This window comes from Billgrantia campisalis (genome assembly GCF_022341425.1).
GTDB classification, from domain to species: Bacteria; Pseudomonadota; Gammaproteobacteria; order Pseudomonadales; family Halomonadaceae; genus Halomonas; species Halomonas campisalis.
Map to the genome: position 1 here is coordinate 33,720 of NZ_JABFUC010000011.1, position 25,118 is coordinate 58,837.

Here is a 25,118-nt window from a genome sequence, read left to right on the forward strand (position 1 = left end):
TCTTCTCAGGCGCTCGCCCAGCACGCCGAATAGTGGGGGGTCACCGTGAGGCCGTCTTCCACTTCTTGAACCCTGATGGGCAATCCATAGAGTTCCCCCAGCCGAGAGCCGGTCAGGATCGACTGCGGGCAGCCGTCGGCGACCACCCGGCCGCGCTTGAGGAGCACGATGCGCTGGGCCACGCTGGCGGCCAGGCTGATGTCGTGGAGGATGGCCAGTACGCCGACCCCCTGTGAGGCGGCTTCCCGGGCTGCCTTGAGTACCGTGATCTGATGCTGCAGGTCGAGGCTGGCGGTGGGTTCGTCAATCAGCAGATAGCGCCCACCGCCGAGCCGCTGACCGGCCCATAGCTGGGCCATCACCCGGGCCATGTGGGTGCGATGCTGCTCCCCGCCGGAGAGGTTCGATATCGGGCGCCGGCGCAGTGCCTCCAGGTCGAGCAGCCGGAGAGCCTGGTCGGTGATCATGGCGATCTCGCTGCCTGTCAGTTCCCGCGGGATGCCCAGCTGGACCAGCGCCTCAACGCTGAAGGGAGCAATGACCCTTGGCGTCTGCTCCAGCACCGCGCGCTGGGTTGCCAGTTCGAAGGCGCTGAGCGTGGTGGGGCAGCGGGTGTCCATGCGCACTTCGCCACTGGCCCGTTCGGCGCCGCTAAGACAGTGCATCAGCGTGGACTTGCCCGCGCCGTTGGGGCCCAGCACGGCCACGAACTCCCCGGGCCGCAGCCGCAGGTTGATATCGTTGAGCAGGCGCTTTCCGCCCTTTACCAGTGTCAAGGCCTTGGCTTCAAGCATGGGAGAGACTCCTGGAGCGTCGCGTCAACAGCCAGAGGAAGAAGGGCCCACCGATCAGGCTGGTGGCGATGCCGATGGGGGGTTCCTGTGGAGGAATCGTCAGGCGCACGGCAAGGTCGGCGGCCAGCACCAGGCTGATACCCAGCAGGGCCGCCGCCGGCAGCACCCAGCGGTGGCCATGGCCGATCAGCAGGCGCGCTAGATGGGGGGCCACCAGTCCGATGAAGCCGATGGGGCCGGCGGCCGCGGTGACGGCGCCGACGCATAGCGCGGCGGCCAGGGCCAGGCGACGCTTGCTGCGCTCCACATCCAGCCCGGCATGAAAGGCCTGACGCTCTCCGAGCTGAAACAGGTCGAGCCCGCGTGCCTGGAACCAGAAAACGGGCGTCACCGCCAGGGTGATGCCCAGCGCCATCCACACCACCGGCCAGCCGGTGTGCCCCAGTCCCCCCATGCTCCAGAAGGTGAGGTCGCGCAGGGCCTGGTCGTCGGCGACATAGACCAGTACGCCCAGCAGTGCGCCAGCGATGGTGTTGATCGCAATGCCGATGAGGATCAGCAGCGCCACGGAGGTTTCGCCCCCTCGGCGGGAGAGCGTGAACACGCAGGCCATGGCGATCGTGCTGCCGAGAAACGCCGCCAGCGGCAGTAGCGCGCCCTGGGCCAGCGCCGGGAGTTCCGGGGCCACCAGCCCGCCAAGCACGATGGCGCTGACGGCCCCGATGGAGGCCCCGGCCGTGATGCCGATCAGTCCTGGATCGGCCAGGGGGTTTCGCAACATCCCCTGAAGCGCGGTGCCGGAGAGCGCAAGTGCCATGCCCACTGCCAGGCCCAGGGTCAGCCGCGGCAGGCGGATCTGCCAGAGGATGCTGGCATCCAGCGGCTCCCCCTGGCCGATGAGCGCCGCCCAGAGCCGGGTGCCGCCGATCGGTACCGGGCCGAGCATGAGCTCGGCCAGCATCAGCGACAGCGTCACCGCAGCGAGGGCGGCCAGAATCAGCGCCTGGCGGGAAGCTGTTGGCCGCCAGGCGCTCTTGCGTAGGACCGCAGCGATCATGGTGATGCCCCCTGCGAGGCGTTCATGGTGGCAACGATCGATTCGTGCAGCTGGCGGATGGCGAGGGGCGTGCGCGGGCCGTAGCCGAGCAGCAGCATACCTTCCATGGTGATAAGGCGTTGCTGCTGGCCGGCCGGCGTGTCGGCAAGATCCGGCCGCTGCAGGATCGTCTGTGGTGATCCACCCTCCAGTTGCTCCGCCATCATCAGCACGATATCGGGCTGCAGGGATATCACCGATTCCATGGACAAGGGGCGATAGCCGGTGATGCCGCCGGTCAGCGGCTTGCCTCCCGCCATCCGAATCATCGATTCGGCAACGGTACCCTTCCCCCCGATGATCATCGGCCCGCTGTCCGCCGAGAGCACGAACAGGACCCGGGGGGCGTGGGTATCGACGTCGATGCGCCGCTGCACCTCGGCCAGCTCCGACTCGAAGCGGTTTGCCAGCCGGTCGGCCGCGGACTCTCTGCCGAGGGCCTCACCGACGAAGCGGATCTTGGCGGAAACGTCCTCGGCTGCCTTGCCGTTGGGGGCCGGTGCCTGCAGGAGCGAGACGCCGGCGGCGCGCAGCCGGGCCAGGGTGGCATCGGGGCCGGCGAAGTGGCTGGCCAGCACCATCTCGGGGCGCAGCGAGAGCACCCCTTCGGGGGACAGCGTACGAACGTAGCCGATGCTGGGCAGTGCCTCGAGGCTGGCCGGATAGGTGGAGGTGGTATCAACGCCGACCACGCGGTGGCCCTCATCCAGGGCGAAGACGATTTCGGTGAGGTCGCCACCGGCGATGACGATGCGCTCGGCCGCCTGGGCTTGCATGACCGCCAGCCATGACAGAGTGGCCGCCACGAGCGTCAGCAGCAGGTGGTGACGGCGCGAAAAAGCGGCCGCGCGGGTTGGCTGGGGCGGTGGCCGCTGTAGGGTGATGGGCATGGTCACCTCCTTGACCAAACGCTAAGGATTATCATTATCTTTTGATGCGTCAAGTCTCAATCCCTCGAAAGGCGTCACAGGCGGACATGATGGGCAGCAAAGTGACCTAAATCATACTAAGATACAAAGGGCAGTTGTTAACGAGTATCGTTTGTATTTATATTTATCATCTTGGTCAGCGACGTGAAAAGGAGCCTTCATGAGCACGGGTGTGTACGCATGGCAGCGCAGACTGATGATGGTGGCGCTTGGCGTGCCCTTGGCATGGCAGCCGGTTGCCGCAAACGATGACTCGACCGGCTCGGTTCCCGGGGCACTGGACACCTTGGTCGTGCTAGGCACCGGTACTCGCACCCCGGTGTTCGATAACCCTGCGTCGATTACCGCACTGGGGGCCGATGAGCTGCGCCGTACCCCTACGGCGAGCGTGGCCGAACTGCTGCGCGACGTGCCCGGGGTGCGGCTGTTCGATGATGGCACCCCCGGCATGAAACGGATCAGCATTCGTGGCGAAACCTCGCGCCGGGTCACCATCAAGATCGATGGCCATGCCCTGACCGACCACTCGCCCTACGGCACACCGCTGCTGCTCGACCCGGCCATCATCGAGCGCATCGAGGTGATTCGCGGCCCCTCTTCGGTGCTTAGCGGCTCCAATGCCATCGGCGGTGTGGTCAATATCATCACCCGGCGCGGGGGCGAGGCGCCGCTGGAGGGGAGCGTCAGCGCAACGGGACACTCGGCCACCCGCGGCTATCAGGCCGGCGCCACCCTGCTGGGGGCAAGTGGGGGCCTGGACTGGCGGGTGACCGGTAGCCTGGCGGACCAAGGCGATCGCCGCACGCCGGATGGAACGCTCTCCCCGTCCGGCTTCGAGCAGGATCAGCTGTCGACTCACCTGGGATATCGCTACGGAAATCACTATGTGGCGCTGAAGGCCGACCAGTACCGCCTGGAGGCCGATGTCTTCAATCCGCTGCCACCCAACTTCACTGACTTCTTCATTCGCCTGCCGCAGCGCGACCTGCGAAAGGTGGGGGTCTTCTACGAAGGCGAGTCGCTATCGCCATCTGTCAGCCGCGTTGAGGCGAGCCTGTACCGCCAGACGGTAGATCGCCTTTTCGAGAACCGTGCGGCAATGACCAGCGGTATGACGGTGGCAACCACCAGCGATGACCGTCAAACCACCTATGGCGGCAATCTGCAGTTCGAGCTGGCGCTGTCCGAGATGGGCGGAACCGTGCTGGGGTTCGAGTATGAGAACGACGCTTTGGACACCGACAAGACCTCGGATGTGTTCATGCCGTTTCCGCCGCCGACGGGACAGCGCACCGCCTCGGCCACCTCCGATGAGGCGCGCATAGAGACGCTGTCCGCCTATGCCCAGCAGGCCTGGGAGCTCGGCGAGGCGACTACCGTCTATTTCGGTGGTCGCCTCTACGCCGTGGAGGCGGAGCTCGAGGCGAGCGGTGAGCAGCCGCTCGAGCGCAACACCGATACCCAGGCGCTGGGCTCGCTGGGCCTGGTCTATACCCCGGCGGAAAACTGGTCGCTGCGTGCCAACCTGGCGCAAGGCTACTCCTATCCCACGCTGCAGCAGCTCTTCTTAACGACGACGGCGGGCGGTCAGACCACCGTGGGTAATCCGGGGCTATCTCCGGAAACGGCCGACACCTTGGAGCTGGGTGCCCGGTACCGCGATGGCGGAGTGACCCTGGATGCGACCCTGTTTCATACCCGTGCCGATGACTACATCGGTACCGAGGAGCAGGCCGGCAGCGGTAACCGGCCGATCCGCCGCTACGTCAATATTCATCAGGCCACCACCACCGGTCTGGAGCTGTTCGGCGAGTATCGACTGGCCGCGACCGATACGTCGCTCTATGCGAACGGCAGCCTGATGCGCCGCAAGTTCGATTTCGGCGAGTCGCAAACCTATGACAGCGGTACGCCGCGGCTTTCGGGGCGGGTCGGGGTACGCCAGGACTGGATGCTGACGCCGACAACGCGGCTGGAGGGCGATCTTTTCCTGCGCGGTGAGAGCGAAGCGCGGGAACGCGACGCAGCCGGTGAGTTGACGCAGCGCAGCGCGGGCTACGGCACGCTCAATGCCTTCCTTGGCGTTCAATACGCGGACCGCCTGGATGTGGGCCTAAGCCTCGAGAACCTGCTCGACAAGCGCTACCGCTCCTTCGGTGAGCTCACCGGAGCGGAGCGAAGCGCTGCCCTCACTACGACCCTGCATTTCTAGGAAGGGAGCTTCGGATGAGCCTGATTGCCTCGACCCGTGCGCCTCGCCGAGCACCGCGGACACGCCCGGAGGTGCCGCAAAGGGGTACCCGGTTGCCCAGGCTCGGCGTCGACCCGCTGACGGAAGCCTTCGCTTCGCGAGAGCCGCTGATGCCCTGGCGCGACAAGCGCCCGGTGGCCAGGGCCGAGGTGGCGCGCCTGTGGCGGCAGCTGGAGGATGCCCGCCGGGGGCGGGGCAAGCGCCTAGCCTATGTGCACGTACCGTTCTGTGCGAACCACTGCCTGTTCTGCGGCTTCTATCGCAACAAGTATCGGCCGGAAGATTCGGCGCGCTACACCCGGGCGGTGATCGATGAAGTGCGCCGGGACGCCGACACGCAGCGCGTGGGGCGGGCGCCCATTCATGCCCTCTACCTGGGAGGGGGAACCCCCACGGCGCTGGAAACGCCGGACCTGGTGCGCCTGATCGAGGCGCTGCGTGAGGCGCTTCCGCTGGCGGGGGACTGTGAGCTCACCCTGGAGGGGCGCATCCTGCACTTCGATGACGAGAAGGTCGATGCCTGCCTCGATGCGGGTATCAACCGGATCTCCATCGGCGTGCAGAGTTTCGATACCCAGGTTCGCCGGCAGCAGGGGCGGCGCGCCAGCGGTCCCCAGGCGGAGCGCTTCATTGCCGATTTGATCGAGCGGGATAGAGCCGCTGTCGTCATCGACCTGATGTACGGCCTGCCGGATCAGGATGAGAGTGTTTGGGCACGTGATATCGAGACGGCGCTTGCCCTGGGGCCGGATGGGCTGGACGCCTACTGCCTGGCGCTGTTTCCCGGAACGCCGCTGTATCAGGCGGTCGCCAAGGGCAAGGTCGAGCCCCCCGCTTCCCTGGCCGAGCAGGGGCGCCGGTACGCCGCGGTGAGCGAGCGCCTGGCCGATGCCGGCTGGCACCAGGTCAGCAATAGCCACTGGGCGCGAACGACCCGTGAGCGCAATCTCTACAACCTCTTGATCAAGAGCGGCGCCGAGACGCTGGCTTTCGGCTCGGGTGCCGGAGGCAGCCTTGGGCGTTACAGCTACAGCGTCGACCCGGACCTGCAGGCGTACCTGATGGCAGGTAATGAAGGCCGCAAGCCGCTATCCGGCATGCTGGAAGCGGATTCGCTGCAACCCTTGCGGGATTGGGTGGCCGGGAGTCTCGAGACGGCGCGACTTGACATGGGCGAGCTGCGGCGGCGCTGGCCACGCATGGAGGCGATGGCTTCCCAGTTGGATGGGCTAGTGCGCCACTGGGAGTCGGCAGGGCTCGCGCACTGCCGCAATGGCGTGGTGAGACTCACCACGGCGGGCCGGTTCTGGAGCACCAACCTGATTGCCGGGTTCAACCGGCAGCTCGTTGCAGACGGCCCAGCGCCAGGTGAGCCAGGCAGCGAGGCGAATATCGATGGCATTCAACCGAAATAAGGAGAGCATCATGACCACGGACCTTCATTCCAGCAAGCCCGAGCGTCTTGAAGCGCTGCGTCGCCAGCTGGCGGAGAGTCAGGACGGCATCCTCGAGGCTATCGCGGTGCAGCAGCAGCTGACGCTGTTGGATGTGGTGCGCTGCCTGCCCGATGACTGCTGGGGGCGCGCAGACGGCCAGCATTTCGTCAGCGCAATGCATGACCTGGCCGACTGGGGGGATGTCACGACCATCGTGCATACGGAGGGAGTGATTCTCGAGTTTTCCGGCCCGCTTCCCGACGGCGAAATGGGCAGGGGCTTCTATAACCTCAAAGGGGGCCTGGGGATCAGCGGCCACCTCAAGCCAGACCATTGCCGTCACATCATTTTTCTCAAGCGCCCCTTCATGGGGGTGGATACCGCCTCGGTGCAGTTCTTTACCGCCGAGGGCCGCTGCATGTTCAAGGTGTATGTGGGACGGGATGCATCGCGGCAGCTGAATGCCGTTCAGCTGGAGCGCTTCGATGCTCTCGCGAAACGTCTCTCCGAAACCACGGGCTGCCCGGCGTAGTGCAGCGCTGATCTTTGGCGCAACCCGAGGCACCATTCCCGCAATCAAAACGCCCCGGCCAAGGCCGGGGCAAATACGATCAGGCTAGTAAATCGTCACTGGGCACGGCCCATTTGCTTAGGGCTTGTCGAGCCTAGAACTCGTAGGTGGCGGAGAGCCACAGGCTACGGCCATCCAGGGCGACACCTTCCGTGGCACGCCAGGTTCGTGTGTAGCGATGGGCGTACTCGGTCTGGCCGTTGTGTTCATAGGTATCGGCCTTGCCAAAGTCCTTGTCGAACAGGTTGTAGACGGTGCCAGTCAGGCGCAGCTGGTCGGTGAACCGGTAGTTGGTCCGCAGGTGGAAGAGTTCGTAGCTGTCCAGCGTGTTGCCAAGCTGTTCGTACAGAGACAGGTTGGAGCCCGATGTGGGGGTGCCTTCCGGGAAGCGTTTACGAGAAGAGTAGTACTCGCCGTCCAGGGTGGTGCTCCAGCGGTCGCTGATGTCCCAGGTCAGGCTGGCGGTCAGCTTGTGCTTGGGGGCGTTGGTGAGCAGCATGCCTTCGTCTTCGCCGGAGGTGATCTCGGAATCGGTGAAGGTATAGCCGCCACTTACCTCCCAGGCGGGCGAGAAGCGATAGCGTGCCTCCAGTTCGAGGCCGTGCGTTTGCGCCTTGTCGATGTTGATCAGTTGGGAGAAGCCGGTCTGCTGGGAGAAGTTGCCCACGCTGATGCAGCCGGGCACGTTGCCGTCCGGATGCAGGCAGTTGGGAATCTCGGCGCCAGTGGCGATGCGGTCGGTAAAGCGGTTATAGAACAGGGTGCCGCCCACTGAGAGCCCATCCAGGCTGTCATAGACCGCACCGAGTTCGAAGTTGGTGCTCTTCTCCGGCTCGAGGTCCGGCGAACCGATGCTCACCGACTGGCCCTGGTTGCCGAATCCGGTGATGCCGTCGTGGAGCTGGTTGAGGGTCGGGGTCTTGTAGCCTCGACTCACACCGCCCTTGAGCGTCCACTGGTCGGTGGTGTTCCACACCAGATAGCCACGGGGGCTGAAGTGGCCGCCGAAGGCATCGTGGTGCTCGTAGCGCCCGCCCAGGGTCAGTGCCAGGTCGTCACGCAGCCACCACTCGTCCTCGGCGAACAGCGCCCAGCTGTGCTGCTCGAAGGCCTGATCACCGGCCGCGCCATCCTCCAGGCGGGCATCGATATACTGGCCGCCCAGGGTCACCATGTGGGCATCGACGGGCAGGGTGAGCTTGGTGTCGAGGACGATATCGCGGTTTTCCAGCAGCCGCGGCTCACCGCCCTGGGCTTCGTAGCCATAGGTCGGCGCGCTGCCGGCGGGCAGGGTTCGCCCCAGCGTCTCGGTGGCGCTGTGGGTGAGGCTGCTCTCCAGGGTGCCGACGGCAAAGCGGCCGGTGTGGCCGATGGCCACCTGATCGCGATTGAAGCGCAGTTCGTCCTCGTAGCCCCAGAACTGCCCTGGCTCGGGCTCGCACGTGGCCCGACTGGTGCCGTCCAGGGTGCCGAGTCGGCAGTCGTCGTTGGCGTAGGTCTGGCGGGCGCGTTCGGCATCCAGCCAGACCGAGTGGCTGTCGTCGGCGCGCAGGGTCAGACGGCCCCCAAGCGAATAGATGCGGGCTTCCACGGGGCGCGGGTCGCGTCCGGCGCTGTCGGTGATCAAACGCTCGGAGGCGTCGCGGTCGAACAGTCGGCCGCGCAGCTGCAGCCCCAGCACATCGTCGACCAGCGGGCCGGAGCCGGAGAGGTTGAGGCCCTGTGAATTCCCCGCGTCCCGGTCCTGCTGAAAGGTCGTGTCGAGCGAGAGGCTGCCCGTCCAGGTGTCGCTGACCGGGCGGGTGATGATGTTGATGACCCCGCCCATGGCATCGGAACCGTAGAGCGTGGACATGGGGCCGCGGATTACCTCGATGCGCTCGATGGCCGAGAGCGGCGGCATGAAGCTGGTGGAGGTTTCCCCGAAACCGTTAGGGGTGACGCTGCCCGAGGTGTTCTGGCGGCGGCCGTCGATCAGGATCAGCGTATACTCGCTCGGCATCCCGCGAATGCTGATGTTCTTCCCGCCGGTCTTGCCGGTGCCGGCGCGCACGTCGATGCCCGGCACGTCGGCGAGCGCCTCGCCAATATTGGAGAAACGCTTCTGCTCCAGCTCTTCTCGGGTGATGACCGAAATACTGGCCGGGGCGTCGCGAAGGGCCTGTTCGAAGCCGGCGGCAGTCACCACGATGCTATCGAGCCGGGCGCTGTCCTGGGCGTGAGCGGTGAGGCTGGCGGCGGCGATGGCCGCCGCCAGGACGGTCGGTCGGAAACGGAACATGGGTCACCTGTGTTGATGATATTGATTATCAATCGTGCAGGTGATTCTAGTGCGAAAAGTTCCCATTTCCAGGGTGAGGCTGGGCAACGCTGCGTTGCGTAATCGACAACGCCCGGCACGATTCCCCGGTGCGGGGCGTGACGCACTCAGGCGGGCGCCAGGCGCGGCGGTCGGCTCGGTGCTCCGCCGCGCGGGGAGGATTGCCACTCTTGCGGCATCGTCTGACGCAGGTGATCGAGCAGGGCCGAGACCTTGCGTGGCTGCTGTCCGTAAGCATGCAGCAGGGTCACCGGGATCGGCGGAGCCTGCCAGTCAGGCAGGCAGGCGTGCAGGGAGCCCGGGTGGGCGGCTTCCCGCTTGGCGGCCAGCCAGTGGGGCATCAGGCCGAGGCCATGACCGCGCGCGATCGCATCGCCGTGCAGCATGTGCTGGTCGACGCGAAAGCGTGAATCGGGCGGCTGGAAGTGATAGTCGCCTTCATCCGGGTGGCTCAGGGTGAGTCCGCACTCGGTTTCGCCCAGCAGGTCGATCCAGGCATGGCGTGAGAGCTCCTCGGGGTGGCGGGGATGGCCGTGGCGAGCCAGATAGTCGGGGTGCCCATAGAGCCCGCGCCCCAGCCAGGTGAGGGTTTCTTGGCGCAGTGCCGAGGGCGGAATCGCTCCCAGCCAAAGGCAGATGACCGGGCTGTCGGGGGCGTCAGGCGGGGCGTGGCAGGTCTGCAACGTCAGGCGGATGCCGGGATGCGCTTCCATGAAGGCCGCCAGCTGCGATGCCAGCCAGCTGCGAGCCAGGGCGTTGTGCGCCTCGACTACCAGCTCGCCGCTGATCTCCTGATGCAGCTCGTTCAGTGCCCGCTGGCCCTGTTCGGCGAGTTCCAGTATCCGCAGACAGTAGCCGTGAAACATCAGGCCCGCCTCGGTGGGCAGCAGGCGGTTGGACTGGCGGCGCAGCAGCGGCTGGCCCAGCTGGTTCTCGAGCTGGGCGATGCGCCGGCTCAGCGTCGATTTAGCGACGCCCAACTGCTGGGCGCTGCGGGTCAGGCTGCCGGTCTGCATCACCTGGGCGAAGGAGGTCAGCTCGGCGAGATCGTACATGGTGAGAATGGCCGTGGTGAAGATCGTCAGGAAGTGTCCCACTTAGGCAAATTAATGTAAATGATTCTTGTTGCCTTATGTGGGTGCGGCTAAGGTGTTGGCCTAGCCACGAGAGGCGGGGCAGGTGTGCGCCTTGGGGGAGTGCCTGCAGAGTTGAATGATTCAACGCTATTGGAATATCACCTCTTTTCGCCGCTTTTCGAGCTGTAAAGCCGGCGATTAATGGCCATACTGATGACAGGCTCGCGTGACAGAAACGGGCCGCAGGGGATAAACAAGGGAACCTAGAGGTGTCTGCCATGCGCTCCTCCCACCGAGTTCGCCTCGGCGCGGTCGCCGTCGTGCTGTTGAGCTGTTTGCTGCTGACGATCAAGACGGCCCACGCCAACCCGCGCTATGCGGCTATCGTGATCGATGTGGAAAGTGGCGACGTGCTGCATTCGGCCAATGCCGATGCCACGCGCTATCCCGCCTCGCTGACCAAGATGATGACCCTCTATATGCTGTTCGAAGCGCTGGAGCGGGGCGACCTGCGCCTCGATTCACCGCTGCCGGTCTCTGCTTATGCCGCCTCCCGGCAGGCGTCCAAACTCTATGTGAAGGCGGGTTCGACCCTTCCCGTGGAGACCGCCATTCAGGCGCTGGTGATCCGCTCCGCCAATGATGTGGCGGTGGTGGTGGCCGAGGCCCTGGGAGGCAGTGAGGAAAACTTCGGCCGCATGATGACCGACAAGGCGCGCCAGCTGGGCATGCCCCGCACCACCTTCCGCAACCCCAACGGCCTGCCCGATGCCGGCCAGACCACCACCGCACGGGACATGGCGACCCTGTCGATCCGGGTGATGCAGGACTTTCCCCAGTACTATCACTACTTCTCTCAGACCCGCTTCTCCTGGAATGGCCAGACCATCACTGGTCACAACCGCCTGCTCGGCAGCTATCCGGGGGCCGATGGGTTGAAGACCGGCTTTATTCGCGCCTCCGGCTTCAATGTGGCGACCTCGGCGGTGCGTGATGATCGGCGTATCGTGTCGGTGGTGATGGGGGGCTTTACCGCGGCATCCCGCGATGCCCATATGGCCGACCTGCTCGATCGCGGCTACGTGCGGCTCAGTATGCTTCAGCGCGGCGACTGGATCGCCCAGGCCGATGTCTTCGGTGATCGCATGGAACTGCCGCAGCAGCCGTCGTCGCCGACGCCGGCTGTCCAGGTGGCGAGCGCAGAACCGGCGTCCACGGTGTCGCTGAGCTCCGCCCTGCAGACCCGCCTCACCGAGTCGAGCACCGAGCCGTACGGCCGGGCCGACGCCGAGATGGGCTCTGCCGACGACCCGCTTCGCGACCTGATCGCCCGGGCCGAAGCTCCGCAGCCGGCAGGCGCCTGGGCCGTCCAGGTCGGCGCCTTCAGCAATGCCGACCAGGCCCGCAGCCTGGCCTCGCGCGCCGCCGAGCGGCTGGCCAGCCAGGTCAACGGGGGGCGTGTCGCAGTGGCGCCGTCCGAAGGCGAGCAGCGCGTCTACCGCGCCCGTCTGGTGGAGCTGCAGGAGAGCGAGGCGCACAGCGCCTGCAACAGCCTGCGCCAGCAGGGGATGGACTGTATGGTGGTCGCCCACTACTAGCGCCCTAGTCTGGCTTGGCAACTGTCCGCGCCCCGCTCAACGCGGGGCGCGGGCGTGATGGCCGCGTCACCCCGCCGCGGCGCGGGGGCTAGTCGGCCTCCCATTTCCGGCTTGCCGATGCTCAGATGCGCCATTTTGGGGCGTTCTGCTTGCCGCCGACTCCACCAGCCGTTAGGTTGTTAATCAACAAGCCCCGTCGTCCGTCCCAGGTCGGCGGGGTGGTTTTTTGGCCGTCTAGGGAGGGGCGATGTCTCCGTCGTTCAAGGGCATTCTGTTCATGTGCGCTGGCGTGCTGTGCCTGGCGATCGGCGACGCCATCGCCAAGTGGCTGGGTGAGGTGCATTCGCCGCTGCAGATCATCTTCTTTCGTACCCTGGTGTCGCTGCCGCTGATCGCCCTGCTGGCCTACTACGGCGGAGGGCTGCGCAAGCTGCGTACCCGCCGGCCCGGGGTGCATCTGGTGCGCGGGCTGATCTATACCGGCACCATGGTCTGCTTCGTGCTGGGGTTGACCCTGCTGCCGCTGGCCGAGGCCACGGCCATCGCTTTTGTGGCGCCGCTGTTCGTCACCCTGCTGTCGGTGCCGCTGCTCGGCGAGAAGATCGACCCGCCGGTGCTGGCCGCCTCACTGTTCGGCTTCGTGGGGGTGCTGATCGTGGTGCGCCCCGGCGGCGATGCTTTCCAGCTTGGGTCGCTGGTGCTGATCGGCGCGGCGGTCTTCTATGCGCTGATGATGATCACCGCGCGGCGCTACGGCGGCCGCGAGCATCTCTGGGCGATGGTGTTCTACATGACGCTGGTGCCGCTGGTGATCACCGCGGTGGCGCTGCCCTGGGTGTGGCAGACGCCTCACCCCTGGCACTGGCCGGGCTTCCTGGCGGCGGGGGTCTTCGGGGTGGGCGCCACGGGCTGCATCACCATGGCCTTCCGTTTCGCGCCAGCTGCGATTGCCGCGCCCTTCGACTACACCGCCATGCTCTGGGCGGTGCTACTGGGCTGGTGGTTCTGGGGCGAGATGCCTGATCTCTGGGTCTTCATCGGCAGCGCCCTGATCATCGGCAGCGGCCTGGCCATCGCCTATCATGATCGTCGGACGACGCTGAAGCGCCGCCCAACTTCTTAGGCACGATTCATCCGCCAGCGCCGCCAGTGGCGTGCCACCAGGCCGTGCCGGGGGGCCGCCAGCAGGGCAACGAAGAACAGCCCGGAGGCCACCAGCACGATGGTGCCCCCCGAGGCGACATCCAGCGACACCGAGAGCACCAGCCCCGTCACCGCGGAGCTCACCCCGACGCCCACCGAGATCGCCAGCATGCTGGGGAAGCGGTCGGTCAGCAGGTGGGCCGTGGCACCCGGGGTGATCAGCATCGCCACCACCAGAATGATGCCCACCGTTTCCAGGCTGGCGACGATGGTCAGCGTCAGCAGCAGAATCAGCCCGTAGTGGATGAGGCCGGTATGGAAACCCAGCGCCTGGGCCTGCTGGGGGTCGAAGGTGTAGAGCAGCAGGGGGCGATAGGCGAGCCAGATAGCGAGCAGGGCCACCAGGCTTGCCGCGAGCGTGAGGATCAGCGCCGAGGTCTGCACGCCCAGCACGTTGCCGAACAGGATATGCATCAGGTGGGTGCTGGTGGCGATCTTGCTGATGATCACGATGCCCAGTGCGAAGGCGGCGGTGAACATCAGGCCCATGGCGGCATCCGCCTTGATGCGGGTATGGCGCTCCAGGGCGCCGATGCCCAGCGACGTCAGCGCGCCGGTGGCGAAGGCGCCGATGAAAAACGGCCAGCCCAGTAGGTAGGCGATGGCCACGCCGGGCAGCACCGCGTGGGAGATGGCGTCCCCCAGCAGCGACCAGCGCTTGAGCACCACGTAGCAGGAGAGCAGCCCGCAGATCGCCCCCACCAGGACCGAGGTGAGCAGGGCGCGCTGCATGAAGCGGTACTCGAAGGGAGCCGCCAGCGACTCGGGCAGCAGGTTGACTGCCATCATCAGCAGGGCGATCAGGGCGTCGATGATGCCGGTGGCCAGTGGTTCAAGCGGCAACGCTCACCCCTCCGCGCCCGTTTTCGGGTGCCCCGACTGCCAGGCGGGCCAGCATGGCGTCGCTGAGCATTTCGTCGGGGGGACCCATGCCGACCAGGGTGCGATTGATCAGCAGCACGTTGTCGGCATGGCGGCGCGCGCTGGGCATGTCATGGGTCACCATGATGACGCTGCGCCCCTTGCTGCGCTCACGCTCGAGCGTGGTGAGAATCAGCGCTTCGCTGGGCGGGTCCACCCCGGCCAGGGGTTCGTCGAGCAGCAGGATCTTGGCCTGCTGAGCCAGGGCGCGAGCCAGCAGCACGCGCTTCTTCTGGCCGCCCGAGAGCTCACCGATGGGGCGCTCCGCATGCTCGGCCATGTCGACGGCCTCGAGGGCGGCCTCGACGGCCCGCCGGTGGCTGGGATTGGCCCAGTAGCGCGGCAGCAGGCGCTGCCAGAGCGGATCCTGACGTATCAGGCCGTAGCGGCCGGTCAGCACCGTCTCGCGCACCGAAATGGGAAAATCCCACTCCATCTTTTCCTGCTGGGCCATGTAGGCGATATTGCCGGCCTTGCGCTGGGCGGCGGGGCGTTCGCCGAGGACTCTCAGCTCGCCGCGCAGCGGGGCGAGGCTACCGATCACCAGGTTGAGCAGGCTGGATTTGCCGGCGCCGTTGGGGCCGATGATCGCCGTCCACTGCCCTTGCGGCAGCCGCAAGGTGATGTCCTCCAGCACCGGCTGCTGGTGATAGGCCGCATAGAGGCGGCGTGCCTCCAGCGCGGCAACCGCGTCACTCATGTTCGCCACCCAGGGCATCGCGCAAGAGCCGGACGTTGTGGCGCAGCATGCCGGCATAGTCCGGCGCTTCGCCATCCGGCTCGCTGAGGGAGTCGACGTAGAGGGGGCCGGCGATCGCCACCCCGGTCTCCTCGGCCACGCTGCGCACATGGCGATCGGAAATGGTGCTTTCCCAGAAGATGGCGGCCGGCTGCTTCTCCTCGATCATGTCGATGATGCGCATGATCTGGCGCGGCGTGCCCTCTTCCTCGGCATTGGTGCCCCAGATGCCGTCGTGCTCGAAGCCGAACGCCTCGGCGAAATAGACGAAGGCCGCCTCGCTGGAAATCAGCAGACGCTGCTCCTCGGGAATGGTCGCGAGCGACGCCATCAGCTCGTCATACAGCGCATGCAGCGACTCCCCGAGTTCCTCGGCACGCGCCTGGAAGGCCTCGGCCGCCTCGGGCCGCGCCTCGGCGAGGGCGTCGGCGATCACCCGGGCGTACTCGGCGGCGGCACGCGGGTCCATCCACATGTGCGGGTCGACCTCGCCGGCGTAATCGCCGGTCACGATGGGCTGGGTGGGGTAGCCGCTCTGCTCCGCCACGGCGATCACCGGCACGCCGTCGGCTGCGGTGGCATTGACCTGGCCCATCCACTGCTCGAGGCCGTAACCGTTGTAGAACACCATCTCGGCCTCTTCGAGGGTGATGAAGTTGCTCGGAATCAGCTCCCATTCATGCACCTCCGCACCCGCCGGGGTCAGCAGCTCGACCCGGGCATCGTCGCCCGCCACCTCACGCACCAGGTCGCCAAGCACCGAGAAAGTGGCGGCCACCCTGAGCGGGGGGGGCTCGGCCTGTGTCGTGGTCGACACTGCCGTGGTCGTCAACGCTAAGGTGAGGGCGCTGAGCAGCATGAAACCTTTGGGGGCCGGCATGGTGTCACTCTCCTCTGGCGGCAAGCCGTTGCATGGGGGTGTGTCGCTGCAGCGATTTTCTGAGTCCATGGTTAATATTTTAGCCAAGGTTAACTTGTAGGGTAGTAGGAAATTTCTATCGCCGCTTGGTTGCTGCCCAATCAAGACTTTGGCTATATTGGCGCGATGACCGACTCCCCGAACGATGTGACGCCGGATCGCCTTAGCAAGGCGGATGCCCTGCCGCCCAGCGACCAGCATGCGCAGCAGTACGTTGCCGTGCGCAACGCCCATGAAACCGAGCTTCTCGAGGATTACGTGGAGTTGATCGCGGATCTGCTGCAGCATCAGGGCGAGGCGCGCTCGACGGATATCGCCGCCCGCATGGGGGTCAGCCAGGCCACGGTGTCGAAGACCGTGGCCCGCCTGAAGGCCCTGGAGCTGGTCTCCAGCAAGCCCTACCGCTCGCTGTTCTTGACCAAAAAGGGCGAGGCGATGGCCGCGATGTCGCATCAGCGTCATGCCATCGTGTTGAAATTCCTGCGTGCCCTGGGGGTCAGCGATCGCACGGCGCGAATCGATGCCGAGGGCATGGAGCACCATGTCAGCCAGGAGACCCTGGACATCATGCAGCGCTTCACGCGGGAGCGGGAACGCTGACTCTCGCTTTCGATCCCTTCCCTTCGTAGCGTTCGTTTCGTTCGCTGATTCAGTCGGTGAAAAACGCCCGTGCGGCGGCCTCGGGGTCCGCCTGTCCGCAGATCGCCGAGATCACCGCCGGCCCCTGGGCGCCGGCGGCGCGCACGCGGGCGGCATGTTCGGCCTTGAGGCCGCCGATGGCCACCGCCGGCAGGGGGCTCTTCGCCACCAGGGCGGCCAGGCCGTCGAAGCCCAGCGGCGCGGCGTGGTCGTGCTTGGTGGCGGTGGCGAACACCGGGCCCAGGCCCAGGTAGTCGAGCGGCTGCGGGTCGAGGGCGGCGAGCTGGTCGTGGCGCTGCACCGAGAGCCCGAGGATGGCCGCCGGCCCCAGGGCGGCCCGGGCCCGCGCCACATCGCCGTCGTCCTGGCCGATATGCAGGCCATCGGCCCCGCTGGCCAGAGCCACGTCGAGGCGGTCGTTGATGATCAGCGGCACGCCGCTGCCGGCCAGTGCCGCCTTGAGGCGTCGCGCCTGGTCGGTCAGCTCGGCGTCGCTGGCGTGCTTGTCGCGTAGCTGCACCACCGTCACACCGCCGCGTACCGCGGCCACCACGGTCTCCACCAGCCCATGGCGGGCGCAGAGTGTCGGGTCGGTGACCAGATAGAGGGAAAGATCGATTCGCATGGGCTCCTCCGGGCGGAGCGGCGAGGTACAGGCGCGGCCTGCACGACTCCCTCCGCCGGCATGATCCGGGTCAGGTTCCAAGGGTGCTTCTCAGCCGGTGCACCGGCGCCCCTGTCGTATTGCCGAAGATGATACGCGTCGGGCGGCGGGTGGGGGAAGGCTCAGGGCGTCGGGCGAGCGGCGCCCAGGAAGCGCTGCTGCCAGTAGGCCACGTCCAGCGGCACGCTGACCACCTCGCGGCCCCGCCCCGGGGCATGGATCATCTGGCCGTTGCCGCGGTAGATGCCAACGTGGGAGGCCTTGCGGCGATCGCCGAAGAACAGCAGGTCGCCGGGCTGCGGCTGCGCCACGGCGGGCAGGCGGCGATACTGCTCGTCGGCGGTGCGCGGCACCTGAATGCCGGCTGAGCGGTAGGCCATTTCCACCAGCCCCGAGCAGTCCAGGCCCTCCGGAGTATTGCCCCCGAAGCGGTAAGGGGTGCCCAGGGCGCGCTTGGCGGTCGACAGGGCCAGGGCGCGTTCGATGGAGAGCCCGGCCTCTGGGGCCGGGCTACGGTCGGGGATATCCCGCCCGGCGCAGCCGGCCAGCAGGACCAGCAGTGCCAGGCAGGCGATCAGACGCCAGGTAGCGGGGCGGTTGGGCATGCCGGAGGCTCCTGCGCAGTGGGCATGTCCCTACATTAGCCGCTGCCCCGGGGTTGGGGAAGCGTCAGCTAAAGGCGATGCGGGTGCCGTAGGTCAGCATCTCGTCGGGGGTCATGGCATGCCCCGGCACGCCGATCATCTCGTCACCGCACTGGTCGGCCCAGGTCAGCACTCCGTGGGTCAGGCCGGTCTCCCCCATCAGGTCGCGGATCTCGCCGGTGCCCATGAAGGTCAGGGTGTGGCCCTGGGCATCGGAGAGCGTCGCCACGCCGTTGGCATGGTGCAGGCGCACCGTGTAGATGCCGTCCTGGGATTCGACTTCGACGATGGGGGTGAAGCCGTTGGCCACGGCCTTGATCAGCTGCTTGTGGGTGATGTGGTCACCAAGGGTCAGGTCGCTGTCGGACATGGTGCTATCTCGCGGGTGATGGTCTGGTGTATAACCAGCGTAGAAGTCTGTCAGGGCTTTTTCCACGCCATTCTGACCGGCTAGCCTTATGCCGGTTGAGGCCGTGGCGATTGCGCTGGGTGGCTGCACATGCGACGCTGAGGCGTATAGTATTTGTATCGAAAAATGCCCCGGCGGACCGCGTGCCGCCACGGGGCTGGAATCATCACGCCCGGGTCCCCATCTTAGGGGTATCGAACGACGACGCGAGGAGAATGGCATGAGCTTCAAGGGTGAGCAGTATCCCGGTGTTCAGACCCCCACCGCCGACAGCGCCGGCTTCCGGCTCAACCACACCATGCTGCGGGTCAAGGACCCGGAGAAGGCCCTGGCCTTCTACAGCCGAGTGTTCGGCATGCGGGTGCTGCGTCGGCTCGACTTCGAGGAGCTGCAGTTCTCGCTCTACTTCCTGGCCCGGCTGGAGGAGGACGAGTCGGTGCCCGAGGACGCCGGCGAGCGCACCGTCTGGACCTTTCGCCAGAAGGGTCTGCTGGAGCTGACCCATAACTGGGGCACCGAGGAGCAGGCCGACTTCGCCTACCACAACGGCAACGACCAGCCCCAGGGCTTCGGACATATCTGCTTCTCGGTGCCGGACCTGGATGCCGCCGAGGCCTGGTTCGACGCCAACGGCGTCGAGTTCGTCAAGCGCGCCGACCAGGGCAAGCTCAAGGACGTGGTATTCGTCAAGGACGTGGACGGCTACTGGATCGAGGTGATCCAGGCCGACCGCCTGGCCGCGCTGGGGGACTAGGCGCCGAGCGATCGAAGCCGCCCGGAGGGGCGGCGCTGTCGCACTTCCCGCGTGGCTGGCTGCCGCCTAGAGCGGCGCCATTTCTCCGCGCAGCGGCCGGGCCATGGCCCGGCGCAGGGCGTCGCCCTCCAGCCCTCTGCCCATCAGCACCTGCAGCTTGGTCACGGCGGCTTCCGGGGTCATGTCCTGACCGGAGACGACCCCGGCGGCGTTCAGGGCGGCGCCTGTGGCATAGGTGCCCTGGTGGACGAGCCCCTGGTGACACTGGGTCAGGTTGATCACGGCCAGCCCTCTCTCCGTGGCCCGCCGCAGGCTCTCCATGAGACGTCCCTCCAGGCTTGGTGGGTTGCCGACGCCATAGGTCAGCAGCACCAGCCCCTGGAGCCGGGAGTCCTCCAGCATTGCCTCCGCCAGGCGAGCCGACATGCCGGGGTGGCAATGGAGCACGCCGACGCGGTCGGCTTCGAAGACCACCGGTGAGAAGTCCGGCGTGCCCACGGGCAGGGTCGGCGCCCGGTCCAAGTGCAGTTCGATACCGGCTTCGCCCAGCCAGGGGGCATTGGGCGAGTCGAAGGCATCCATGCCCTGGCTGCGTACCTTGCGGGTGCGGTTACCGCGCAGCACCCGATCATGAAAGACGACGCAGACCTCCCGTGGCGCCCCGGGGGCAAAGGCGGCCTGCATCGCCGTGGCGACGTTGCCCGGTGCGTCGCTGCGCGGCTCGCCAAGGGGGATCTGGGCGCCGGTCAGCATCACCGGCTTGTCCAGGGCGCCGAGCATGAAGGAGAGCGCCGAGGCGGTATAGGCCAGGGTATCGGTGCCGTGCAGGATCACCACCCCGTCATGGGCGTCCCAGTGGCGTGCCAGCACCTCGACGATTCGGTTCCACACCTCCGGGGTCAGGTCGGCGCTGTCGATCGGCGGCTGCATCTCCACCAGCCGGTATTCGGGGAGGGCCGCGCCGCCGTGGGCCGCCAGCAGGCTCGCCAGCCGTTCGGCGAAGGCCTCACCGGGTACATAGCCCGCGGCAGAGGGCTGCATGCCGATGGTGCCTCCGGTGTACAGAAGTAGAATGCTTGGCATGATCACGCCTCCTTGTTGGTAGCGCTTTCCGATTAAACCAGTTGATCTGATTGAAAAAATTGGGCGCAACGATGCACTGCGTTGCATTCTTGGCGCCATGAGGTGCAGCAGACTGCATCACCTGTCTGATGCATTAGGTGCTATCACGAAAAAACGCCCGAGACCGCTTTTCGCTGGCCTCGGGCGCAGTGGTCACTGCCCGCTTACGCTGGGCGGTGTGCGTCGATCACTCCTCGTCTTCCGGCAGTCCGCCCAGCTCCTCGAGCAGCGCCTTGTAGCCTTCCACCTGGTCGCGGAGGGTCTGGGTGACCTCCTCCTCTGGCATCCAGGTCACCGGCATCAGGATGCGCTCTTCGGTGACCTCGATGAAGCGCTCGTCCTCGGTCGCCGCCTTCAGCGCCTCGGCGAGGCGCTCGACGTGGGCGTCCGGGGTATCCTTGGGCACCATGGCCACGCGGATCTCGGCGGCGTTGATGTCGTAGCCGGCCTCCTGCAGGGTCGGGGCGTCCGGGTAGGCCACCAGGCGATCCTCGGCCAGGCTCAGCAGCACCGGCATCTCGCCGGTCTCGGCGTAGCCGGAGTGGGTGCCGCCGCTGTAGGCGAAGTCGACGTCGCCGGAGAGGATCAGCGGGGCCATGCCGGCGCCGCCGGAGGTGGGCACGATGCGCAGGTCGAGGCCTTCGCGCTGGGCGATGTACTCGATGATCATGCGATCCAGCGCGGTCTGGTTGGCGTAGCTGGTGCCGGGGTTCTCCTGGGCGTAGGCCACCAGGTCCTCCCAGCTGTCGCCGAAGGGGCGATTCTCGCCGGTGACGATGGCCGACTGCCCCAGGGTCACGCCGGCCACGTAGCGGAAGTCGTCCAGGTCGTAGGTGGTTTCGGTGGAGAGCGGACCGAAGGTGATGGTCATGGAGGTGCCGAAGACGAAGGTGTAGCCCTCGTCGGTGCTGTTGGCCAGGCGCGCCAGGGCCACGCCGCCGCCGGCCCCCGGCTGGTTGACCACGTTGACCGGCTGGCCCAGCTCTTCTTCGAGCACGTTGGCCAGTACCCGGGCCTGGATGTCGGTGCTGCCGCCCGCGCCCCAGCCGACCACCAGGGTCAGCGGCTTGGTCGGGAAGTCATCGGCCTGGACCTGGCCGGCCACGCCAACGGCCATGGCGGCGGAGAGCACGGCGGTACCCAGCAGTTTCATTTTCATGGTTGGAACCTCTTTGGTGCGCTGTTGTGTTTCTTGGCCCGGGGGCCGTCGTGAAGGCCGGCCTCGGCGGCCGGCCGGGGGATCACACCTGCTTGGCCTTGTACCTTGCCTGCATCCAGCGCCGGTAGCTGGTCCAGCCCAGATGCAGCACCATCAGCACCGTGAACACGACGAAGGCCAGGGCGATGGGCCGCTCCAGCAGGATGCTGAACTCGCCACCCGACAGAATCACCGACTGGCGCAGATTCATCTCCAACATCGGGGTGACGATGAAGGCGACCAGGAAGGTCACGAAGGAATAGTCGAACTTCTTCAGGAAGTAGCCGAAGATCGCGAACACGAACACCGTGACCAGCCCGAAGGTGCCGTAGCCCTGCACTTGAATGCCGGCCAGGCAGAGGAAGATCACCACCGAGATTACGATGTGCGGCGGCACGCTGGTGACCCGGGCGAAGAGGCGCAGGCCGTACCAGCCCACGGCGAGCATCAAGAGACTGGCGACGATCATTCCCGAGAACAGGGTGAAGAGCATCTCCGGGTGGTCGCGCAGCATCAGCGGGCCGACCTGAATGCCGTGGATCATGAAGGCGCCGACCAGCAGGGCGGCCGAGACGCTGCCGGGGATGCCCAGACCGAACAGGGGAATATAGCTGGCGGGGATCACCGCATTGTCGGAGGCCTCGGCGGCGGCGATGCCGTTGGGGTTGCCCTTGCCGAAGCTGTCCGGGTCCTTGGCGCTGCGCTTGGCCAGCCCGTAGGCCATGAAGGCGCCCACCGAGGGGCCGAGCCCCGGCAGTGCGCCGACGAAGGCGCCCACCCCGGTGCTCTTGAGGATCGTCGGCAGGGTGCCCTTGAACTCCTGGTAGGAGAGGTCGTCATCGGCGTTCTTGCCGAGCTTGATGACGCTGGCGTCCTTGTTGCGGCGGTACTCGTCGAGCTGCACGAACATCTCGGCGAGTGCCAGGGTGCCGATCACCAGCGGCAGGATCGGCACGCCCTCCATCAGCTCGGCATAGCCGAAGGTCAGGCGCATGGCGCCGGTCTCGGGGTCGAGGCCCACGGTGCCGAGGATCACCCCCATGCCCCCGGCGGCCAGGCCCTTGAGGAAGGAGCCCCCCGCCATGCCGGCGATGAACACCAGGGCGAAGATCAGGATGGCGGCCAGCTCGTAGGGGCCGAACTTCAGCGCCACCGACGCGAAGGGAATGGCCACCGCGATCAGCAGCAGGGTGGCCAGCAGGTCGCCGATCACCGAGGCCAGCAGGCCCACCTTGAGCGCCTTGCGCGGCTTGCCCGAACTGGCCATGGGGTAGCCGTCCAGGCAGGTGGCCGCCGAGGAGGGCTCCCCCGGGGTGTTGAGCAGGATGGCCGAGACGGCGCTGCCGGCGGCGGTGCCCTTGGAAAGCCCGATCAGAAAGGCGATGGCGGCATAGGCCGACATGTAGAAGGTCAGCGGAATGGCGATGGCGATGGCCACCGCGCGGTTGAGCCCGGGGATCACCCCGACGATGTAGCCGAGCAGCACCCCGCCCAGAATGATGGCGATGGACTCGTAGTGCAGGGCCGCCGCGAAGGAGTTGAGAATGGCGTCGAAACCGATCATGTCATACCACTCCGATGCGCATCAGGTGAGCCGTCAGGCCGTACAGGCCGGCGGTGGGGACGGCGGCGGTCAGCACCACCACGTACCAGCGGCGCTCGCCGAGCAACAGCAGCAGGCCGCCGATCAATAGCGGCGCCACCCAGGTCAGCGGGAAGCGGTCGATCAGCACGATAAAGCCGAGCACATACAGAAACGGCCACGCCTGATGCCAGAGGTGGCCGAGATCGGGGATGGCAACGATGGATTCGCCGCGGCGCTTCAGGGCGATGGCGCTCACCACAGTGAGAACGATGGAGCAGCCGAGGATCAGCCAGGCGCCGAGGGTGGCCAGCCGCTGGGGCTGCATCCCGAAGGCGAAGCCGCTGCCGCCGTAGGTGGGGATGATCCAGGTCAGCAGTATTACCGCGAGGGCGGCAACCCCCAGCCCAGACCAGAAATTCTTGCGTATCATGGTATTGCCTTCGGTCATTGTTTTTGAAATGTGCCGATGGGGAATATCGCAGCGAACCCGCTGGGTTCGTGGAATGATTGAAACAATTACAGAAGGTTTTGGGACTTGGCGCTTCGTTGCACTCCAGTGCACAATCCGCCAAGGTGAGTGCATCAGACTGCATCACCTATCTTGGGCGCCGGGGGCCGATTACATGCATGACGATTTCGTTGCCAATCTACGCCTGCTGTGCAGCTACTATCCGTCCATCGCCGAGGTGTGTCGGCGGCTCGAGATCAATCGCGCCCAGTTCAACCGTTACCTGAAGGGGCGCTACCGACCCCGGCATGCCGCCATGCGGCGGCTCTGCGCCTTCTTCGGCGTGGAAGAGCATGAACTCTATCTGCCCCATGACGACTTCTGCACCCTGGTACAGGCGGGAAGGGTGCCAACGGCATCGAGCCAGGCATCGGGGGTCGGCTGGCCGGATGACCTGCTCTATCGCGGCCGTGAGGGTATGGCGCGCTACCTGGGGTGCTATTTCGAGTACTACCATTCGATGTCACGGCCCGGACACTTGATTCGTACCCTGGTGTGCCTGGAGGAGCGGGAGAGCGGCATTGTCTACCAGCGCACCGAGCGCATGCAGACTCCGGCCAATCCCCGGCCCTGTCACAATCGCTACGAGGGCGTGGCCGTCAGGCTGGCCGACCGTATCTTCCTGGTGGATCATGAGACCCTCAACGGCCACGAGGTAACCCAGACCATCCTCTTCCCGAGCTTTCAAAGCCAGGTGACACGGCTGACAGGGCTCAAGCTCGGCGTGGCGGACAACAGCGAGCGCATGCCCTGCTGCGTGCGCGTCCTCTACGAGCGACTCGGCGAGCAGGTGAGCCTGCGCCAGGCCCTGTCGCAGTGCGGGCTGCTCTCCCTCGATGACCCCACCCTGGATGCCGAGCTGCTGGCCGCGGTGCGCAACGACGTGGCGCCGGGGGAGCAGCACTTCCGAGCACGTCATTGAGAGCACGCCACTGATAGCATGCCCGCGCGACGACCCTCGCCGTTCAGGCGAAAGCATAGACGTCCATGGCCAGCACGCCGTGCTCGACGCTATGGTGCCGCCGCTCGGCCCGGCCGCCGGCGCCCATGGCCACCAGCAGCGGCTGGAAGTGCTCCGGCGTGGGGTGGTTCTCCCGGGCGTGGGGGGCCTGTTCCCAGTCAAGCAGCGCCGTGCGGTCGCCGGCTTCCAGGCGCTCGTGCACCCAGTCGGCGAAGTCGCCCACCCAGGCGGGCATCTCGGCGCCCTGGGCCCGCAGCTCCATCAGGTTGTGGGTCAGGCTGCCGGAGCCGATCACCAGGATGTTCTCCTCGCCCTCATCTGCTCGAAAGAGTGCGGCGAGTTTCTCGCCCAGGGCCACCAGCTCGGCGTTGGACCAGGACACCGGCAGCGACAGCGAGACCACCGGGACATCGGCCTCGGGAAACATCAGCGACAGCGGCACCCAGGCGCCGTGGTCCAGGCCGCGTTCGGTGGGTACGGCGTTGAGCTGCCGGGCCAGTCGCAGGGCCAGTTCGGGCTCGCCGGGGGCCGGATACTGGCACTCGAAGAGCTCGCGGGGAAAGCCGCCGAAGTCGTGGATCGTCTCGGGCTGGGCGCTGGTGCTCACCAGCAGCTGGCGGCTGGCCCAGTGGGCCGAGACCACCACCACCGCCTTGGGGCGCAGCGCTTGGCCGAGCTCGCGCAGGAAGTCGTGGGCCGGCGTCTCGGTCAGCGCCAGCATCGGCGAGCCGTGGGAGATGAAGAGGCTGGGCAGCATGGGGAAACTCCTGTGAACGGGTAC

The 25,118-nt window shown here is 66.5% G+C and carries 24 protein-coding genes and 1 riboswitch; of the genes, 8 read left to right on the top strand and 16 right to left on the bottom strand.

Going from position 1 to position 25,118, the window contains the following annotated elements; genetic code table 11:
- Nucleotides 1-5 precede the first annotated feature (5 nt).
- Genes HOP52_RS13665 through HOP52_RS13675 form a run of 3 tightly spaced genes read right to left on the bottom strand, consistent with a single transcriptional unit; the run spans nt 6 to nt 2,780 of the window.
- A complete protein-coding gene (locus HOP52_RS13665) occupies nt 6-794 on the bottom strand; it encodes an ATP-binding cassette domain-containing protein (RefSeq protein ID WP_238977953.1) in 789 nt (262 codons plus the stop codon).
- Complete coding sequence (locus HOP52_RS13670) at nt 787-1,851, bottom strand: FecCD family ABC transporter permease (RefSeq protein WP_238977954.1); 1,065 nt, start codon at nt 1,849-1,851, stop codon at nt 787-789. Before HOP52_RS13670 ends, HOP52_RS13665 begins: the two co-directional genes overlap by 8 nt.
- Complete coding sequence (locus HOP52_RS13675) at nt 1,848-2,780, bottom strand: heme/hemin ABC transporter substrate-binding protein (RefSeq protein ID WP_238977955.1); 933 nt, start codon at nt 2,778-2,780, stop codon at nt 1,848-1,850. Before HOP52_RS13675 ends, HOP52_RS13670 begins: the two co-directional genes overlap by 4 nt.
- A gap of 199 nt (nt 2,781-2,979) precedes the next feature.
- On the opposite strand from HOP52_RS13675, the gene HOP52_RS13680 reads away from it, so the two are divergent.
- The 3 genes from HOP52_RS13680 to hutX are packed head-to-tail and all read left to right on the top strand — an operon-like array spanning nt 2,980 to nt 7,038.
- Complete coding sequence (locus HOP52_RS13680; protein ID WP_238977956.1) at nt 2,980-5,031, top strand: TonB-dependent receptor plug domain-containing protein; 2,052 nt, start codon at nt 2,980-2,982, stop codon at nt 5,029-5,031.
- A gap of 14 nt (nt 5,032-5,045) precedes the next feature.
- Nucleotides 5,046-6,485, top strand: a complete 1,440-nt coding sequence (gene hutW / locus HOP52_RS13685) for a heme anaerobic degradation radical SAM methyltransferase ChuW/HutW (protein ID WP_238977957.1) — start codon at nt 5,046-5,048, stop codon at nt 6,483-6,485.
- 10 nt (nt 6,486-6,495) lie between these two features.
- A complete protein-coding gene (hutX, locus tag HOP52_RS13690; RefSeq protein ID WP_238977958.1) occupies nt 6,496-7,038 on the top strand; it encodes a heme utilization cystosolic carrier protein HutX in 543 nt (180 codons plus the stop codon).
- Nucleotides 7,039-7,171: 133 nt separating this feature from the next.
- Here the strand turns inward: hutX and HOP52_RS13695 are convergent, their stop codons facing one another.
- A complete protein-coding gene (locus HOP52_RS13695; RefSeq protein WP_238977959.1) occupies nt 7,172-9,358 on the bottom strand; it encodes a TonB-dependent receptor domain-containing protein in 2,187 nt (728 codons plus the stop codon).
- A gap of 146 nt (nt 9,359-9,504) precedes the next feature.
- A complete protein-coding gene (locus HOP52_RS13700) occupies nt 9,505-10,494 on the bottom strand; it encodes a LysR family transcriptional regulator (protein WP_309675237.1) in 990 nt (329 codons plus the stop codon).
- 257 nt (nt 10,495-10,751) lie between these two features.
- On the opposite strand from HOP52_RS13700, the gene HOP52_RS13705 reads away from it, so the two are divergent.
- The gene (locus HOP52_RS13705) at nt 10,752-12,071 is read left to right on the top strand and encodes a serine hydrolase (protein ID WP_238977960.1); all 1,320 of its coding nucleotides are present in this window, start codon (nt 10,752-10,754) and stop codon (nt 12,069-12,071) included.
- Nucleotides 12,072-12,318: 247 nt separating this feature from the next.
- On the top strand, nt 12,319-13,194 hold the full coding sequence (locus HOP52_RS13710) for a DMT family transporter (RefSeq protein WP_238977961.1): 876 nt from the start codon (nt 12,319-12,321) through the stop codon (nt 13,192-13,194).
- Here HOP52_RS13710 and HOP52_RS13715 read toward each other — a convergent pair.
- Genes HOP52_RS13715 through HOP52_RS13725 form a run of 3 tightly spaced genes read right to left on the bottom strand, consistent with a single transcriptional unit; the run spans nt 13,191 to nt 15,814 of the window.
- A complete protein-coding gene (locus tag HOP52_RS13715; RefSeq protein ID WP_238978062.1) occupies nt 13,191-14,063 on the bottom strand; it encodes a metal ABC transporter permease in 873 nt (290 codons plus the stop codon). The genes HOP52_RS13710 and HOP52_RS13715 overlap by 4 nt on opposite strands.
- Nucleotides 14,064-14,106: 43 nt before the next feature.
- Entirely contained in the window at nt 14,107-14,895 is a 789-nt protein-coding gene (locus HOP52_RS13720; RefSeq protein WP_238977962.1) for a metal ABC transporter ATP-binding protein, read from the bottom strand.
- Nucleotides 14,888-15,814, bottom strand: coding sequence for a metal ABC transporter solute-binding protein, Zn/Mn family (locus HOP52_RS13725; RefSeq protein WP_238977963.1), 927 nt, complete (start codon nt 15,812-15,814; stop codon nt 14,888-14,890). The genes HOP52_RS13720 and HOP52_RS13725 overlap by 8 nt, the downstream gene beginning before the upstream one ends.
- 165 nt (nt 15,815-15,979) lie before the next feature.
- On the opposite strand from HOP52_RS13725, the gene mntR reads away from it, so the two are divergent.
- Complete coding sequence (gene mntR, locus HOP52_RS13730; RefSeq protein ID WP_238977964.1) at nt 15,980-16,453, top strand: manganese-binding transcriptional regulator MntR; 474 nt, start codon at nt 15,980-15,982, stop codon at nt 16,451-16,453.
- Between the two features lie 49 nt (nt 16,454-16,502).
- On the opposite strand, the gene thiE is transcribed toward mntR, so the two are convergent.
- From thiE to HOP52_RS13745, 3 genes are all read right to left on the bottom strand, one after another.
- A complete protein-coding gene (gene thiE / locus HOP52_RS13735) occupies nt 16,503-17,117 on the bottom strand; it encodes a thiamine phosphate synthase (protein WP_238977965.1) in 615 nt (204 codons plus the stop codon).
- A gap of 30 nt (nt 17,118-17,147) precedes the next feature.
- Nucleotides 17,148-17,240: riboswitch (TPP riboswitch) on the bottom strand.
- A gap of 38 nt (nt 17,241-17,278) precedes the next feature.
- Nucleotides 17,279-17,761, bottom strand: coding sequence for a C40 family peptidase (locus tag HOP52_RS13740; protein ID WP_238977966.1), 483 nt, complete (start codon nt 17,759-17,761; stop codon nt 17,279-17,281).
- Between the two features lie 64 nt (nt 17,762-17,825).
- Entirely contained in the window at nt 17,826-18,170 is a 345-nt protein-coding gene (locus tag HOP52_RS13745) for a hypothetical protein (RefSeq protein ID WP_238977967.1), read from the bottom strand.
- Between the two features lie 259 nt (nt 18,171-18,429).
- Here HOP52_RS13745 and gloA point away from each other — a divergent pair, with 259 nt between their 5' ends.
- Nucleotides 18,430-18,963, top strand: coding sequence for a lactoylglutathione lyase (gene gloA / locus HOP52_RS13750; RefSeq protein WP_238977968.1), 534 nt, complete (start codon nt 18,430-18,432; stop codon nt 18,961-18,963).
- Between the two features lie 66 nt (nt 18,964-19,029).
- Here gloA and HOP52_RS13755 read toward each other — a convergent pair whose 3' ends face one another.
- From HOP52_RS13755 to HOP52_RS13770, 4 genes are all read right to left on the bottom strand, one after another.
- Nucleotides 19,030-20,046: an asparaginase gene (locus HOP52_RS13755; protein ID WP_238977969.1), complete on the bottom strand. Its 1,017-nt coding sequence runs from the start codon at nt 20,044-20,046 to the stop codon at nt 19,030-19,032.
- Between the two features lie 226 nt (nt 20,047-20,272).
- Nucleotides 20,273-21,244 carry a Bug family tripartite tricarboxylate transporter substrate binding protein gene (locus HOP52_RS13760; protein WP_238977970.1) on the bottom strand — a complete coding sequence of 324 codons (972 nt, stop codon included), beginning with the start codon at nt 21,242-21,244 and terminating at the stop codon, nt 20,273-20,275.
- 82 nt (nt 21,245-21,326) lie between these two features.
- On the bottom strand, nt 21,327-22,847 hold the full coding sequence (locus tag HOP52_RS13765; RefSeq protein ID WP_238977971.1) for a tripartite tricarboxylate transporter permease: 1,521 nt from the start codon (nt 22,845-22,847) through the stop codon (nt 21,327-21,329).
- Nucleotide 22,848: 1 nt separating this feature from the next.
- A complete protein-coding gene (locus HOP52_RS13770) occupies nt 22,849-23,298 on the bottom strand; it encodes a hypothetical protein (protein ID WP_238977972.1) in 450 nt (149 codons plus the stop codon).
- A 193-nt stretch (nt 23,299-23,491) separates the two neighbouring features.
- Between HOP52_RS13770 and HOP52_RS13775 the strand changes: the two genes are divergently transcribed.
- On the top strand, nt 23,492-24,298 hold the full coding sequence (locus HOP52_RS13775; protein ID WP_238977973.1) for a helix-turn-helix domain-containing protein: 807 nt from the start codon (nt 23,492-23,494) through the stop codon (nt 24,296-24,298).
- A gap of 43 nt (nt 24,299-24,341) precedes the next feature.
- Here HOP52_RS13775 and HOP52_RS13780 read toward each other — a convergent pair whose 3' ends face one another.
- Entirely contained in the window at nt 24,342-25,094 is a 753-nt protein-coding gene (locus HOP52_RS13780) for a DODA-type extradiol aromatic ring-opening family dioxygenase (RefSeq protein WP_238977974.1), read from the bottom strand.
- Between the last annotated feature and the right edge of the window lie 24 nt (nt 25,095-25,118).

What these genes read in the sequence shown, in the direction of transcription:
- HOP52_RS13665 (WP_238977953.1), bottom strand. Translation starts at nt 794, where the DNA reads ATGCTTGAAGCCAAGGCCTTGACACTGGTAAAGGGCGGAAAGCGCCTG.
- HOP52_RS13670 (WP_238977954.1), bottom strand. Translation starts at nt 1,851, where the DNA reads ATGATCGCTGCGGTCCTACGCAAGAGCGCCTGGCGGCCAACAGCTTCC.
- HOP52_RS13675 (WP_238977955.1), bottom strand. Translation starts at nt 2,780, where the DNA reads ATGCCCATCACCCTACAGCGGCCACCGCCCCAGCCAACCCGCGCGGCC.
- HOP52_RS13680 (WP_238977956.1), top strand. Translation starts at nt 2,980, where the DNA reads ATGAGCACGGGTGTGTACGCATGGCAGCGCAGACTGATGATGGTGGCG.
- hutW (WP_238977957.1), top strand. Translation starts at nt 5,046, where the DNA reads ATGAGCCTGATTGCCTCGACCCGTGCGCCTCGCCGAGCACCGCGGACA.
- hutX (WP_238977958.1), top strand. Translation starts at nt 6,496, where the DNA reads ATGACCACGGACCTTCATTCCAGCAAGCCCGAGCGTCTTGAAGCGCTG.
- HOP52_RS13695 (WP_238977959.1), bottom strand. Translation starts at nt 9,358, where the DNA reads ATGTTCCGTTTCCGACCGACCGTCCTGGCGGCGGCCATCGCCGCCGCC.
- HOP52_RS13705 (WP_238977960.1), top strand. Translation starts at nt 10,752, where the DNA reads ATGCGCTCCTCCCACCGAGTTCGCCTCGGCGCGGTCGCCGTCGTGCTG.
- HOP52_RS13710 (WP_238977961.1), top strand. Translation starts at nt 12,319, where the DNA reads ATGTCTCCGTCGTTCAAGGGCATTCTGTTCATGTGCGCTGGCGTGCTG.
- HOP52_RS13715 (WP_238978062.1), bottom strand. Translation starts at nt 14,063, where the DNA reads ATGATGGCAGTCAACCTGCTGCCCGAGTCGCTGGCGGCTCCCTTCGAG.
- HOP52_RS13720 (WP_238977962.1), bottom strand. Translation starts at nt 14,895, where the DNA reads ATGAGTGACGCGGTTGCCGCGCTGGAGGCACGCCGCCTCTATGCGGCC.
- HOP52_RS13725 (WP_238977963.1), bottom strand. Translation starts at nt 15,814, where the DNA reads ATGCCGGCCCCCAAAGGTTTCATGCTGCTCAGCGCCCTCACCTTAGCG.
- mntR (WP_238977964.1), top strand. Translation starts at nt 15,980, where the DNA reads ATGACCGACTCCCCGAACGATGTGACGCCGGATCGCCTTAGCAAGGCG.
- thiE (WP_238977965.1), bottom strand. Translation starts at nt 17,117, where the DNA reads ATGCGAATCGATCTTTCCCTCTATCTGGTCACCGACCCGACACTCTGC.
- HOP52_RS13740 (WP_238977966.1), bottom strand. Translation starts at nt 17,761, where the DNA reads ATGCCCAACCGCCCCGCTACCTGGCGTCTGATCGCCTGCCTGGCACTG.
- HOP52_RS13745 (WP_238977967.1), bottom strand. Translation starts at nt 18,170, where the DNA reads ATGTCCGACAGCGACCTGACCCTTGGTGACCACATCACCCACAAGCAG.
- gloA (WP_238977968.1), top strand. Translation starts at nt 18,430, where the DNA reads ATGAGCTTCAAGGGTGAGCAGTATCCCGGTGTTCAGACCCCCACCGCC.
- HOP52_RS13755 (WP_238977969.1), bottom strand. Translation starts at nt 20,046, where the DNA reads ATGCCAAGCATTCTACTTCTGTACACCGGAGGCACCATCGGCATGCAG.
- HOP52_RS13760 (WP_238977970.1), bottom strand. Translation starts at nt 21,244, where the DNA reads ATGAAAATGAAACTGCTGGGTACCGCCGTGCTCTCCGCCGCCATGGCC.
- HOP52_RS13765 (WP_238977971.1), bottom strand. Translation starts at nt 22,847, where the DNA reads ATGATCGGTTTCGACGCCATTCTCAACTCCTTCGCGGCGGCCCTGCAC.
- HOP52_RS13770 (WP_238977972.1), bottom strand. Translation starts at nt 23,298, where the DNA reads ATGATACGCAAGAATTTCTGGTCTGGGCTGGGGGTTGCCGCCCTCGCG.
- HOP52_RS13775 (WP_238977973.1), top strand. Translation starts at nt 23,492, where the DNA reads ATGCATGACGATTTCGTTGCCAATCTACGCCTGCTGTGCAGCTACTAT.
- HOP52_RS13780 (WP_238977974.1), bottom strand. Translation starts at nt 25,094, where the DNA reads ATGCTGCCCAGCCTCTTCATCTCCCACGGCTCGCCGATGCTGGCGCTG.